Below are 12,712 nucleotides of genomic sequence, written 5' to 3' on the forward strand. Positions count from 1 at the left end.
CCCCCGTCACCGTCGCCCCTACATCGACCCTCCGGAGGTCGTACTGCCATGAGGGTCCATCACCTCAACTGCGGAACCCTGCTCCCGCCCACCGCCCGGCTGGTCTGCCACGTCCTGCTCGTCGAGGCGCCGAACGGCCTGGTCCTGGTGGACTCCGGCTTCGGACTGCACGACATCGACGACCCCGGACGACGCCTCGGAGGATCACGCCGTCTGCTCAGACCCGTGCTCAAGGCGGACGAGACGGCGGCCCGCCAGGTCGAGGCCCTCGGCTTCCGCCGCGACGACGTCCGGGACATCGTCCTCACCCACTTCGACCTGGACCACATCGGGGGACTGTCCGACTTCCCCGCCGCCCAGGTGCACACCACCGCGGCCGAGGTCCGCGGCGCCATCACCGCCCCGTCCCGGCGGGAGCGCAACCGCTACCGGCCCATCCAGTGGGCGCACGGCCCGAAACTCGTCGAACACACCCCGGACGGCGAGGCCTGGCGCGGCTTCGCCGCCGCCAAGGAACTCGACACCATAGCCCCCGGCATCGTCCTCATCTCCCTGCCGGGCCACACCCGCGGCCACGCCTGCGTCGCCGTCGACACCGGCGACCGCTGGATCCTGCACGCCGGCGACTCCTTCTTCCACCGCGGCCTCATCGACGACCGCACCCCGGTGCCGCGCGTCCTGCGCGCCACGGAAGCGCTGCTCGCCCACGACTTCCCGCAGGTGCGCGCCAACCACGCCCGCCTCGCCGAGCTGTACCGCCGTGCCGACGCGGACCTGACCATCGTCAACGCGCACGACCCGATCCTGTTCGAGAAGGCACGCGCCGGGCACCCCGGCGGCCCCGCCGCTGGCCGCTGAGGCCCCCTCTTTGACCGCGAGGACCAGTTCTTCCCGCCCCGCCGCTCCGTAGGTTCCCTACAACCCCTCGACGAGGGGCCGCGAACGGCCGGACAAGGGAACTGGTTCATGGAAACAAGCCGGTACGACACATGCGTGATCGGGGCGGGGCCCGCGGGGCTGGCGGTCGCCAGGGCCCTGTCGGAGCGGAACCTGCCGTACACCCACCTCGAACGGCACACCGGGCCGGGCGGCATCTGGGACATCGACAACCCGGGCAGCCCGATGTACGAGTCGGCCCACTTCATCTCCAGCAGGACCCTCTCCGGCTTCGGCGGATTCCCGATGCCCGACACCTTCGCGGACTACCCGCCGCACCGGCAGATCCTGTCGTACCTGACCTCCTTCGCCGACGCCTACCGGCTGACCGAGCGCATCGAGTTCGGCGTGGAGGTCGAGCACGTCGAGAAGAACGCCGACGGCACCTGGACGGTCACCCGGACCGACGGCCGGCGGACCACGCACGGCCAGGTCGTGGTCTGCACGGGCGCCCAGTGGCACCCCCACGTGCCGGAGATCCCCGGCCACTTCACCGGCGAGGTCCGCCACACCGTCGGCTACCGCAGCGCGGAGGAACTGCGCGGCAAGCGGGTCCTGGTCGTGGGCGCCGGGAACTCCGGCTGCGACATCGCCTGCGACGCGGCCCGCAGCGCGGACCACGCGGTGATCAGCATGCGCCGCGGCTACTGGTTCATCCCCAAGCACCTCTTCGGCCGGCCCGTGGACACCATCGCGAGCGGCGGGCCCCACCTGCCGATGTGGCTGGCCCAGCGGGTCTTCGGCACCCTCCTGCGGCTCGTCAACGGCGACCCGACGCGCCTCGGCCTGCCGAAGCCGGACCACAAGCTGTTCGAGACGCACCCCGCGATCAACTCGCTGCTGATCCACCACCTCCAACACGGCGACATCACCGCCCGGCCGGGGATCGCCCGCACCGAGGGCCGCACCGTCCACTTCACCGACGGCACCCGCGACGACTTCGACCTGATCCTGCTGGCCACCGGATACGTCCACAAAGTGCCGGTCGCCCAGAAGTACTTCGGCGACGAACAGCACCCCGACCTGTATCTGTCGTCGTTCTCCCGCGACCACGAGGGCCTGTTCGGCGTCGGCTTCATCGAGACCAACTCCGGCGCCTACCAGCTGTTCGACACCCAGGCCCAGCTGATCGCCGGGTACATCCACGACGCACGGCACCGGCTGCCCAACGCGGAGCGGTTCGCCCGCATGATCCGCACCGACCGCCCCGACCTGTCCGGCGGCATCAAGTTCGTCGCCTCACCCCGCCACACCGGCTACGTCGACAGCACCGCCATCGTGAAGCATCTCTCCAGGATCGCCGCCGACATGGGCTGGCGCACCGAGGGCCAGCCCCCGCCGGTGCGGTCCGCGCGACCCTCGGAGGCGCTGTCATGAGCCGCTACGACTTCCACGACAAGGTCATGCTGGTGACCGGCGGCGCCGGCGGGATCGGCAGCGCCCTGTGCCACCGCTTCGCCACCGGCGGCGCCCGCTGCGTCGTCGTCGACCTCGACGAGGACCGCGCCCGACGCGTCGCCGCCGAACTGCCCGGCACCGGCCACACCGCCCTCGCCTGCGACCTGACGGACCGCACCCAGGTCGAGCACGTCTTCGAACAGGTCGCCGACATGTATGGCCGACTCGACGTGCTGGTCAACAACGTCGGCATGACCAGCGCCGAACGCTTCGACGTCCGCAGCGTCGAGAGCATCGAGCGGGAGATCACCGTCAACCTCACGTCACCCCTGGTCACCACCAGGATCGCCGTACCGCTGCTGCGCGCCGCGCGGGACGCCCGGGTGATCACCACCGTCTCCCTCGGCGGGATCTTCCCCCTGGGCGAGACCCCCATCTACACGGCGTCGAAGTTCGGGCTGCGCGGCGCGATGCTCGCCATCGGCCTGGACCTCCGGGGCAAGGGCATCCGCGCCGGGTCCGTCCTGCCGTCGGCGACCGACACCCGGATGCTGCGCCAGGAAGCGGTCGACGGCGGGAACTCCCTGCAGTTCCAGGACGTGCCGCAGCAGCCCGCCGACGTGGTGGCCGCCGTGGTGAGCCTCCTCGACCGGCCCCGGCTGGAGGCGTACCCCCGGCCCGGCGAGTCCCGGCTGGTGCGGTTCGCGATGCTGATGCCGAACCTGCTGCCGAGGATGTTCCCGCTGTTCCGGCAGCGCGGCGAACGCGGCATGGCGCGCTACCTCGACGAACTGCGCCGCCGCGGACTGGCCCGGCAGGTCGACGGACGCTGGGAACTGGTGGAGGAGGCATGACCGTCGTCGAGAACACCGCCGTGCTGACGGTCGTCGACCCGGCCACCGGGGAACTGATCACCACGGTGGCCGCCACCGACGCCGACGGCGTCGCCGCGGCCGCCGAGCGGGCCCGGCGGGTCCACGAGTCCGGCGTGTGGTCGCGGCTGCCCGTCCGGGAGCGCGCCGCGGTACTGCTGCGCCTGGCCGACCTGATGGAACGCGACACCGGGATCCTCGCCCGCCTGGACAGCGAGGACGCGGGGAAGCCCATCACGGAGTGCCTCACCGGTGATGTGCCGGGCGCCGTCGAGTCGATCCGCTGGTTCGCCGAGGCGGCCGACAAGGTCTTCGGCCGGGTCTCCGCGGGCGGACCGGACGCTTTGGGCCTGGTGACCAGGGAACCGGTCGGGGTGGTGGCGGCGATCCTGCCCTGGAACTATCCGCTCGCCATGACCGCCTGGAAGGTCGGCCCCGCCCTCGCCGCGGGCAACTGCCTGCTGGTCAAGCCCGCCGAGGCGACCCCGCGCTCGGCCCTGCACCTGGCCCGGCTCGCCGCCGAGGCCGGTCTGCCCGACGGCGTCCTCACGGTCCTCACCGGCCACGGCTCCGTCACCGGAGCCGCCCTCGCCCGCAGTCCCCTCGTGGGCGCCCTGTCGTTCACCGGTTCCACGGCCACCGGGCGGCGCATCCTCAAGGACGCCGCCGACAGCAACTTCAAACGCGTGTCGCTGGAGATGGGCGGCAAGAGCCCCCAGGTGCTGATGGCCGACGCGCTCTCCTACGGCGACGAACTCATCGACCACATGATCGAGTCCGCGTTCCTCACGATGGGCCAGAACTGCACGGCCGGATCCCGTGTCCTGGTCCACCGCGACATCGCCGACGAGGTGGTGGAGCGGTTCACGGCCGCCGCGCGCCGCCTGGTCATCGGCCACCCGGCGGACCCCGACACCCAGGTGGGACCGCTGATCGACCGGGCGGCCTTCGACCGGGTCGCGGCGGCGGTCGACGCCGCACGGGACGGCGGGGCCCGCGTCCACACCGGCGGTCTGCCCCACGGCCTGCCCCGGCACGGGGCCTACTACCCGCCCACCGTGATCACCCGCCCGCCCGAGGGCAGCGACGTCCTCACCAAGGAACTGTTCGGCCCGGTCGTCACCGTCCAGACGTTCACCTCCGAGGACGAGGCGACACGTCTGGCCAACGCCACCGAGTACGGGCTCGCCGCGTCGGTCTGGACCCGCGACCTCGACACCGCGCTCCGCCTCGCGCGCGGCGTCCAGGCGGGGGTGGTGTCCGTCAACGCCTACAGCGAGGGCGACATCACCACGCCCTTCGGCGGCTGGAAGCAGTCCGGCTTCGGCGGCGCGGAGAAGTCGACCGACGCCTTCCGCCAGTGGACGCGTGAGAAGACGGTCTGGATCCGGACGCGCTGAGCCCGACGTGAACCGGACGCCAATCGGGCGCTGAGCCCGACGTGCGCCGGACGTCAAGCGGGCGATCCGCCGGCGGCCCCCCGGCGCTCCAGCAGCCTCGCCCGCAGCTCCACCGGTGTCACACCGTGCCAGCGCCGCACCGCCCGCCGGAGCGCCCGCACGTCGGCGAAGCCGGCCTGCCGGGTGATGTCGCGCAGCGTCGACTCGGGCCGTGGGAGGAGCTGTTCGACCCTCTCCCGGCGCACTCCGTCGACGAGCGCCTCGTACGTGGTGCCGCACTCGGCGAGCCGGCGGCGCAGGGTGCGTTCGCTGGACGCGTGCCGGCGGGCCTGCTCCACGAAGGAGGGCACGTCCGGGAGGCTCTGCGCGATGGACACCTCCAGCACTTCGAGGAGGTCCTGCTGGTCACGGCGTGACGCCAGCTGCGAGTCCAGCAGCTCCAGCGTCGACGCGTAGGTGATGGAGTCCCGGCCCGGCTGCGTCGCACGCACCCAGCGGGCGGGGAACACCAGGCGGTTGCCGGGGGCGCCGAAGCGCAGCGGGCAGCGGAACAGCTCCTCGAACCGTCGTGTGTCGCGCGGCGCGGGGAACGCGAAGTCGACGACCTCGGGGGCGAACGAGGCGCCCACGTTCAGCCGGGTGAGGGTGGCGGCGCTGGAGTACGCCTCCTCGATCAGGAAGACGGCGACCGCGGGGTCCAGCGCCGGGTCCGGCAGGTCGGCGCGCAGCACGTAGCCGTCGTCCTCCCAGCGGGCCGACCACACGAGCATCGCCCCCGAGAGGTTCTGGTAGCGCAAGCCCGTCTCGATGGCCTCCTGGAAGGTCTCGGCGGCCATCATGGCGAGGCCGAGCGGCCCCCACGCGGTGAGATGCTGCGCCGCGCCGACCCGCAGTCCCAGGTGTTCGTCCCCGGTCCGCTCCAGGGCCCGGCGGATGACGTCGCTGCCCTGCCGGTAGGAGACGCGCAGCGCGGCGGACCGCATCACCGTGGCGTCCAGCCCGACCTCGTCGAGCACCGGCCGCAGATCGACACCGTCCTCCTCAGCGACCCGCGCGAGATACCGCAGGATGTTCGGCGCGATGGTGGCGGAAGTACTGCGGCTGGTGCCGGCACGTGTGGCCGCGGCGGGGGTCGCCGGGGCGGGAGCATCGTGCATCGCGTTCCCTCTCGCCCGGGCCGTCCCTGGCCTCACTGTAGGCAACGGGGCCGCAGCCTGTCGCGGGTGTGGCCGCTCAGGCCCCCTACGCGGCTTCCGGGACGGCCGACGCTCAGGGCGAGCGACGCCACCAGGGCGAGCGTCCCACCGCTCAGGGCGTGCGGTGCCGGTGGTTCGCGCGGGCACCGTCCGTCCGGGCCTCCAGGGCACGCACCACGGCCACCATGTCCTCCCCGCCGAATCCCTGCTCGACGGTCTCGCCGTAGAGCGTGTGGCAGACGTCGAGGAGCGGGGAGGCCAGGTCGGCCTCGCGGGCGGCCTCCGCGATCAGCCGGTTGTTCTTCAGGACGTCCGCGGCGGCGGCCTGCACCGCGAAGTCACGGGTCAGCAGCTTGGGTCCCTTCATCCGGGAGACGGCGCTGGCCATCGGCCCCGCGTCCAGCACGTCCCGCAGCAGCCCCCGGTCGAGACCGTGCCGGTCGGCAAAGTGGAACGCCTCGGCGAGCCCGGTGACCAGCGTGATCAGGAACAGGTTCACGGAGAACTTCATCAGCAGCGCGCCCGGAACGGCGCCGCAGCCGAACGTCTCCCGGCACAGGGGAGCGAGCAGGGGCCGTACGGCCGCCACGGCCTCCTCGTCACCCGCGAGCATCCCCACCAGTTCGCCCCGCTCGGCCGGGACACGGGAGCCGGAGACCGGGGCCTCGACGTACTGCCCGCCGGACGCGCGGATGTCGTCCCGCAGAGCGGCCGAGTACTCGGCGGAGGTCGTGCCCATGTGGACGACCGTGCGTCCGGCGACACGGGCGGGGAAATCGGGGGTGCCGCGGCCCAGGACCGCGTCGACGGCGGCCTCGTCGGCCAGCATCAGGAACACGGTCCCGGCCCGTTCGAACACCTCACCGGGGCCGGCCGCGACCTCGGCACCGGCGGCACGCAGGGGCGCGCACCGGTCCGGGGTGCGGTTCCAGACGACGAGGGGTGTCCCGGCACGGGCCAGGTTGAGGGCCATGGGCTGTCCCATGACCCCGAGGCCGATGAAACCGACGTCCACGACGCACTGCCTTCCCGGCCCGCGCGGACGAGCCCCGCTGCCCCGTACTCGACTATGACAGCGGTCATAGTAGCCTCCGCTATGACAGCGGTCATAGGGTGAGGTCCTGAGCTCGGCGGGGAAACCGCCGGGCCGGGGAGCGGCCGGCGAGCGGACGCCGAGACACGCGGGACACCGGAGGTCGGGGCATGGCGCAGTCCGTACGGGGGCCGCGGGAGCGGATGGTCTTCAGCGCGGCCCAGCTGATCCGGCGCGACGGGGTCGCGGCGACCGGGATGCGGGAGGTCGCCGCCCACGCGGGGGCGCCGCGCGGCTCGTTGCAGCATTACTTCCCCGGCGGGAAGGAGCAGTTGGTCAACGAGGCCGTGGACTGGGCGGGCCGGTACGCCGGCAAGCGGGTCGCCCGCTTCCTCGCCGCGCTGGACGAGCCGACACCCGGCGGGCTGTTCGCCGAGATGGTGCGCCAGTGGACCGACGAGTACGAGACCGCCGGGTTCGCGGGCGGCTGCCCCGTCGCCGCCGCGACGGTGGACTGCGCCGAGTCCACCGCGTCGACACGGGCCGCGGCCGCCGCCGCGTTCGCCGGCTGGACCGGCCCGGTGGCGGCGGCGCTGACGGACCTGGGGGTACCCGAGGAGCGGGCCGGAGCGCTCGCCACGCTCATGATCAGCGCCCTGGAGGGGGCGATCCTGATGGCCAGGGCCGAGTGCGACGTCCGCGCCCTGACCACCGTCGCACGGGAACTCGGCCCCCTCCTCGACGCGGCGGTGCGCGAGGCCGGCTGACCGCGCTACCCGAGGGTCGCCAGGAACTTCCCCAGCCGGGCGATGCCCTCGCGCAGGTCCTCGGCCGACGCCGCGTACGACAGCCGTACATGTGTCTCCGCCGTGCCCACGCCGAAGTCCCGGCCCGGGGTCAGCGCGACATGGGCCTCCCGCAGGGCCCGTTCGCAGAACTCCCACGAGGTGAGCCCGGTGCCGCTGACGTCGAAGTAGACGTAGAACGCGCCGTCCGGCGGCACCGGGACCGGCAGCCCGATGCGGCGCAGGCCGTCGAGGACGAGCGTCCGCCGCTCGGTGAACTCGACCCGGCGGGCCTCGCAGACCGCCAGGGACTCCGGGGTGAAGCAGGCGAGGGCGGCCAGCTGGGCCGGGGCGGAAGCGCACAGGAAGTAGTTCTGGGCCAGGCGCTCCAGCGCCGGTACGAGCGGTTCGGGCACGACGCACCAGCCCAGCCGCCAGCCGGTCATCCCGAAGTACTTCGAGAAGCTGTTGATGACGACGGCACCGGGGTCGAACGACAGGGCGCTGCGCGGCGGCCGTCCCTGCTCGTCGTGGTCGCCGAGGTCGAGGTAGATCTCGTCGACGAGACGCCACGCGTCCCGTTCGCGGGCGGCCTCGCAGATCGCCGCGAGTTCGCCGGCGGGCACCGAGGTGCCCGTCGGGTTGGACGGTGTGGCGACCATGACCCCGCGCGTGCGCTCCGTCCAACTGGACCGCACCGACGAAGCGGTCAGCTGGTACCGGCCCTCGGCGGTGGTCGGGACGAGAGTGACGCGGGCGCCGAAGCTCTCGACGATCTGCCGGTTGCACGGGTACGCCGGGTCCGCGACGAGCACCTCGTCACCGGGGTCGACGAGCGCGGCGGCGGCCAGCAGCAGCGCCGCCGAGGCACCCGCGGTCACGACCACCCGGGCCGGGTCCACCTCGACACCGTGCCGGTCCGCGTAGAACCGGGCGACGGCCTGCCGCAGCGCGGGCAGCCCGAGGGCCGCCGTGTAGGTCAGGGGGCGCCCGTCCATGGCCTCCCGCATCGCGTCCAGCACGGCGGGCGGCGCCCCGAAGTCCGGTTCCCCGAGGCTCAGTTTGACGACATGGTGCCCCTGGGCCTCCAGGGCGGCGGCGTGCTTGCCGAACTCCATCGCGTAGAACGGGGCGACCGCCCGGGCGCGCTCCGAGATCCGTACGTTGCTCATACCGGGACCTTAAGCGCGCCCGCCCCGACCGTCACAGCCCCCTGCCCACCAGGGGGCCTGCCCTGCGGACTCGCCGGACAGGCCCCCCGAGCCGTGGAACGCTCAGCGCTTGAGCGTGAAGGTGAAGTCGCCGGAGAGCCTGCTGTGCAGCCGGATCGCCGAGACGAGCTTCCCTTCCTCGATCAGCCGCTCGACCTCGGCCCGCGGGAGACCGCAGCCCTCCGCGATCAGCCGTACCGGTCTCACGGGGATCGGCGCCGCGAAGCGGACCGACACGTCGATCACCTCGCGGTCCGGGAGATCCGCACCGCCGGTGTCGAGACGCCAGGCGCCGTCCCAGTCGAGGGCGACGCGATGACGGCGCCGTACGACCGGATCCCGCAGCACCTCGGCCGCCAGGGCGGGATCGTTGCCGTGCATCCGGTCCAGGAGCTCCGGTCGGACGGAACGCACCTGCGTCCGCTCCAGGACCGTGAGCTTCGCGGTGTCCCCGCACCCCGTGCAGAGCACGAGGAGCCAGGCGTCGATGAGCTTGTGGTTCGCGTTGACACGGAACCTGCCGTTCGCCCGGAAGCGCTCCGAGGCGCACGCGGAGCAGCGACGCACGACGAGCGGCAGGCAGGTGGGCATGACCACCCAGGTGGTGAGCACAGAAGTACACCGGTTTCAGTGAGAAGTCCGCAGCAGGAAGCAGCGCGGCGCACGGACAGGCGCGACGCGCGACAGATCAGCAGTCGGGGGGTCTCACACGGTGTACAACGGCACGTCCTTGATCGGGCGATTCGGGTCGGCAGCACGGTAGCGGCGCGCGTCGGCGTCGTTCCACCGATTTACGCGCGCCGCACCGCACCGGCCCCGACTACCTCCCGGCCAGCGGGCTCACGCCGATCCGGTCGATGACCGGGGCGTACGGCGACCGCTGGTCGTACTGGTTGTAGGTGTCGCCGTCGAAGTCGGGCAGTTCCTCCGCGGTGAAGGTGAGTCGGTTGGCGCCCTTCTTGAGGGTGACGGGGACGGTCAGGTCCCAGAAGTTGTTGAAGTGGAAGGTCGTCGGGAACAGGATCCGCCGGGTCGCGCCGCCGTTGATCGAGAGGTCGGCGTGGCGGGCGATCGGGTCGGGGTTGTAGTGGGTGGCGGGCGCCTGCTCCGCGTTGGAGTAGCGGATGGTCAGCGCGTGCCGGCCGGGCCGCTCGGCGACGACGTCGAACGTCAGCGCGTTGCCCCTGCCGTCGCCGATGTCGGTGACCGCCTTGCCGTTCGAGGCGAACGTGTACGCGTCGGTCACCTTGGCGGCGCCCGTCACCGTGCCGTCCTCCGCCTGGTACACGCGGGTCTTCAGGGAGTCGGTGGACGGGGCGACCCGGAGCCGGTCGAGGGCGAGTTCACGGGCGGCGCCGGTGACGGTGATCTTGTTGATGCCGCCGGAGAGGAAGACCCGTACCCGGTCCGTGCCCTTCCTGGCCCCGCCGACCTCGGGCACGTCGAGTCGCTCGCCGCCCAGCGAGAGGCCCGCCCGGCCGCCGCCGAGGTGGTCGACCGACACGGTCGCCTCGCCGTCGCCTGGCGCGTACACCCAGAACGTCGCCGAGTCGCCCTTCGCCAGCGGCACCGTGCCGGGACCCGACGCACCGGGCCGGCTGTAGTCCGGCCGTGTCCCGGCGAGCGAGGCGTACGCGGCCTCGTAGAGCGCGGGGGCGGTCACGTTCTCGTCGCGCAGGGCGAGGTCGATCTTGTCGATGATCGCGTCGCCCTTGGTGACACCCAGTTCGGGGTCCTGCGCGGCGAGCGTGATCCGGTGCGTGCCGGCGGTCAGTTCGACCGTGGTGTCGGTGTGGCCCCAGACGACCCACTTGTAGCCGAGCGGCAGCCGCAGCTCGCGTGGATCCTTCCCGTCGACCCGCAGGAAGACATTGGTCGGGCCCTGCTCCTTCACCAGGTCGTACAGGTTGTAGGAGTTGGCGAAGACGCTCAGGTCGTAGGTGCCGTCCCGCGGGACGTCGACGTCGAAGGCGAGGACCCCGTCGGAGCCGGTGCGCAGCCCGCCCACGTTGTAGGCGCCGGACGTCGCGAACTTGCCCACGTCCGAGGGCGTCCCCTCGGGGCCGTTCCTGGAGTAGCCCTTGCCGGTGTAGGTGGCGTCCTCCGCCTCGTAGGTCCGGCGCCAGCCCACCGAGGGCGCGGCCGGTTCCCCGCCGTTGCCGCCGGGGGAGAGGATGACCTGGTACGCCGACATCTCGTTCATGCCGGTCATCGGCAGGGTCACCGAACCGTCGGCGCCGACCGTCACCTCCCGGTCCGAGAGCCGCAGCGGCTGCGCCGAGTCCCCGACCTGGCCGGTCCACGGGATCTCCTGGACCGTGGCCCGCACCGTCGTCCCGAACAGCGCCGGGTCGATGTTCCGGAACACGACGTCCGCGGCGCCGCTCTGCCCGCCGAAGAGGGCCCGGGACTGCTTCTTGTCCTCGTCCAGGGTCGCCACGCCCTGGAGCGTGTACTGCTGATTGGGGTGCGGGGCGGTCACCTCGACGGTGTGCCCGGACATCTGCGCGTAGGCGTGGAACAGCCACCACTGGCCGTTGCCCTTGTTGGCCTCCACGGCCGAGTCGTTGAGGTTGCCGTCGATGTTCCAGTACGCCAGGTCGGCGTCGATCTTGGACTCCTCGATGGCGGAGACCCACTGGACGACCTGGCCCGGCACCGACAGGTGGTAGTTGTGTCCGTACTCGTTGACATTGACCGGCAGCGGGCCGACGCCGATCTCCTTCTCCCACCGCCGGTAGGTGGCCACACTCGTGCGGACCTTGGCGGGTGAGGACAGCTCGTGCCAGGTCATCACGTCCGGCACGACGTCGTTGGCCTTCGCGTACCGGAGGAAGCCCTTGATCTGGTCGTAGAGGATCGAGGTGTTGGGGCCGGCGATCCGCGCCTCGGGGTCGAGGTCCTTGATGAGCCGGTAGGTGTCCTTCCACGCGGTGAAGAAGTGCTGCGGGGCGTCGAGCCAGGAGACCTTGTCATAGCTCCACGCGCCCGTGCCGAACATGTTCCCCTCGGGTTCGTTGAAGGGGACGTAGACGACATGGTCCTTGTACGCGCCCATCGTCCTGACCTGGGCGACCTGCTTCCTGATCTTCTCCTGGAAGTCCGCGAGCCGGGCGGGGCCGTCGGCACCCGGCCACTGGTAGGGGAAGCCGCGGTAGATGTCGGTCATGTAGATGTAGACGTCCTTGCCGCCGGAGTCCACGAACGGCGGGAGCATCTCCAGCGCGTCGGCGCCCGGATGCTGGGGACCGTCCTGCGCCTTCGTCGACACCGTGCGCAGGCCCATTCCCTCGATGAGGTTGCGGCTCGGTACGCCGTCGCCGTAGACGCCGTACAGGGAGCCGGAGGCGCCGCCGTGGAAGGCGCCGGTGTCGGTGCCGAGATCGATGACCAGCCGTTCCGGCTCCGCCGCGCCGGCGGTGCCCGCGGCTGGTCCGGCGAGCAGGGTGGCGAGGGCCGTGACCGCGGTGGCACCGGCTGCCACGGCTCGGGTTCTGCTGCGATTGCGTCGCACTGAGGTCTCCGTGAGGTGATCCGCCCAGGGTCGAACCGGTTCGATGGGATGCGGGGTGGGGGAGCCCGGCATCTCGGGGGTCGAGTCGAGGATCGAGTGACAGTCGTGCGGCTCTGTCGAACCGGTTCGGCGGAACCTAGCACCGCCGCATGCCCCCAGCAATACTCCCGACAGGGATCCGCGCACAGGCCGCGCGGAGTTCGGCGCGAGGGGTTGACAGTGCCCGGGGTGGCTCCTACCTTCCCTTCACGCGAACCGGTTCGACGAGCCGTTCGCTCTCGAACCGGTTCGACGAAGGAGTGCCGTGAACATCGGTGAGATCGCCAAGCGGGCCGGTGTCTCGCGGAGCACCGTGTCGTACGCGCTG

The 12,712-nt window shown here is 72.1% G+C and carries 10 protein-coding genes and 1 pseudogene; 6 read left to right on the forward strand and 5 right to left on the reverse strand.

Annotation, left to right across the window (positions count from 1 at the left end; translation table 11 throughout):
- The first annotated feature begins 48 nt into the window (after positions 1-48).
- The 4 genes from AOK15_RS30860 to AOK15_RS30875 all read left to right on the forward strand — a co-directional run bounded on the left by AOK15_RS30860 (position 49) and on the right by AOK15_RS30875 (position 4,606).
- Positions 49-858 (forward strand): MBL fold metallo-hydrolase, encoded by an 810-nt coding sequence (locus AOK15_RS30860; protein WP_055521629.1) that lies wholly within the window; start codon positions 49-51, stop codon positions 856-858.
- Positions 859-966: 108 nt separating this feature from the next.
- Positions 967-2,313 (forward strand): flavin-containing monooxygenase, encoded by a 1,347-nt coding sequence (locus tag AOK15_RS30865; protein ID WP_055521630.1) that lies wholly within the window; start codon positions 967-969, stop codon positions 2,311-2,313.
- Positions 2,310-3,188 carry an SDR family NAD(P)-dependent oxidoreductase gene (locus AOK15_RS30870; RefSeq protein ID WP_055521631.1) on the forward strand — a complete coding sequence of 293 codons (879 nt, stop codon included), beginning with the start codon at positions 2,310-2,312 and terminating at the stop codon, positions 3,186-3,188. Before AOK15_RS30865 ends, AOK15_RS30870 begins: the two co-directional genes overlap by 4 nt.
- Positions 3,185-4,606, forward strand: coding sequence for an aldehyde dehydrogenase family protein (locus tag AOK15_RS30875; protein ID WP_055521632.1), 1,422 nt, complete (start codon positions 3,185-3,187; stop codon positions 4,604-4,606). Before AOK15_RS30870 ends, AOK15_RS30875 begins: the two co-directional genes overlap by 4 nt.
- Positions 4,607-4,659: 53 nt before the next feature.
- On the opposite strand, the gene AOK15_RS30880 is transcribed toward AOK15_RS30875, so the two are convergent.
- Positions 4,660-5,763, reverse strand: coding sequence for an AraC family transcriptional regulator (locus AOK15_RS30880; protein ID WP_055521633.1), 1,104 nt, complete (start codon positions 5,761-5,763; stop codon positions 4,660-4,662).
- 151 nt (positions 5,764-5,914) lie between these two features.
- Positions 5,915-6,817, reverse strand: a complete 903-nt coding sequence (locus AOK15_RS30885) for an NAD(P)-dependent oxidoreductase (protein WP_055521634.1) — start codon at positions 6,815-6,817, stop codon at positions 5,915-5,917.
- Between the two features lie 188 nt (positions 6,818-7,005).
- Between AOK15_RS30885 and AOK15_RS30890 the strand changes: the two genes are divergently transcribed.
- Positions 7,006-7,602, forward strand: coding sequence for a TetR/AcrR family transcriptional regulator (locus tag AOK15_RS30890; RefSeq protein ID WP_055521635.1), 597 nt, complete (start codon positions 7,006-7,008; stop codon positions 7,600-7,602).
- A gap of 5 nt (positions 7,603-7,607) precedes the next feature.
- Here the strand turns inward: AOK15_RS30890 and AOK15_RS30895 are convergent, their stop codons facing one another.
- The 3 genes from AOK15_RS30895 to AOK15_RS30905 all read right to left on the reverse strand — a co-directional run bounded on the left by AOK15_RS30895 (position 7,608) and on the right by AOK15_RS30905 (position 12,315).
- Positions 7,608-8,792: a pyridoxal phosphate-dependent aminotransferase gene (locus tag AOK15_RS30895; RefSeq protein ID WP_055521636.1), complete on the reverse strand. Its 1,185-nt coding sequence runs from the start codon at positions 8,790-8,792 to the stop codon at positions 7,608-7,610.
- A 102-nt stretch (positions 8,793-8,894) separates the two neighbouring features.
- Complete coding sequence (locus AOK15_RS30900) at positions 8,895-9,443, reverse strand: DUF1062 domain-containing protein (RefSeq protein WP_107099549.1); 549 nt, start codon at positions 9,441-9,443, stop codon at positions 8,895-8,897.
- 208 nt (positions 9,444-9,651) lie between these two features.
- Entirely contained in the window at positions 9,652-12,315 is a 2,664-nt protein-coding gene (locus tag AOK15_RS30905; RefSeq protein ID WP_240508679.1) for a carbohydrate-binding protein, read from the reverse strand.
- Positions 12,316-12,649: 334 nt separating this feature from the next.
- Between AOK15_RS30905 and AOK15_RS42875 the strand changes: the two are divergent.
- Positions 12,650-12,712, forward strand: a pseudogene (locus tag AOK15_RS42875) (LacI family DNA-binding transcriptional regulator); the annotation flags it as partial.

Source organism: Streptomyces ossamyceticus, assembly GCF_001418475.1.
GTDB lineage: Bacteria > Actinomycetota > Actinomycetes > Streptomycetales > Streptomycetaceae > Streptomyces > Streptomyces ossamyceticus.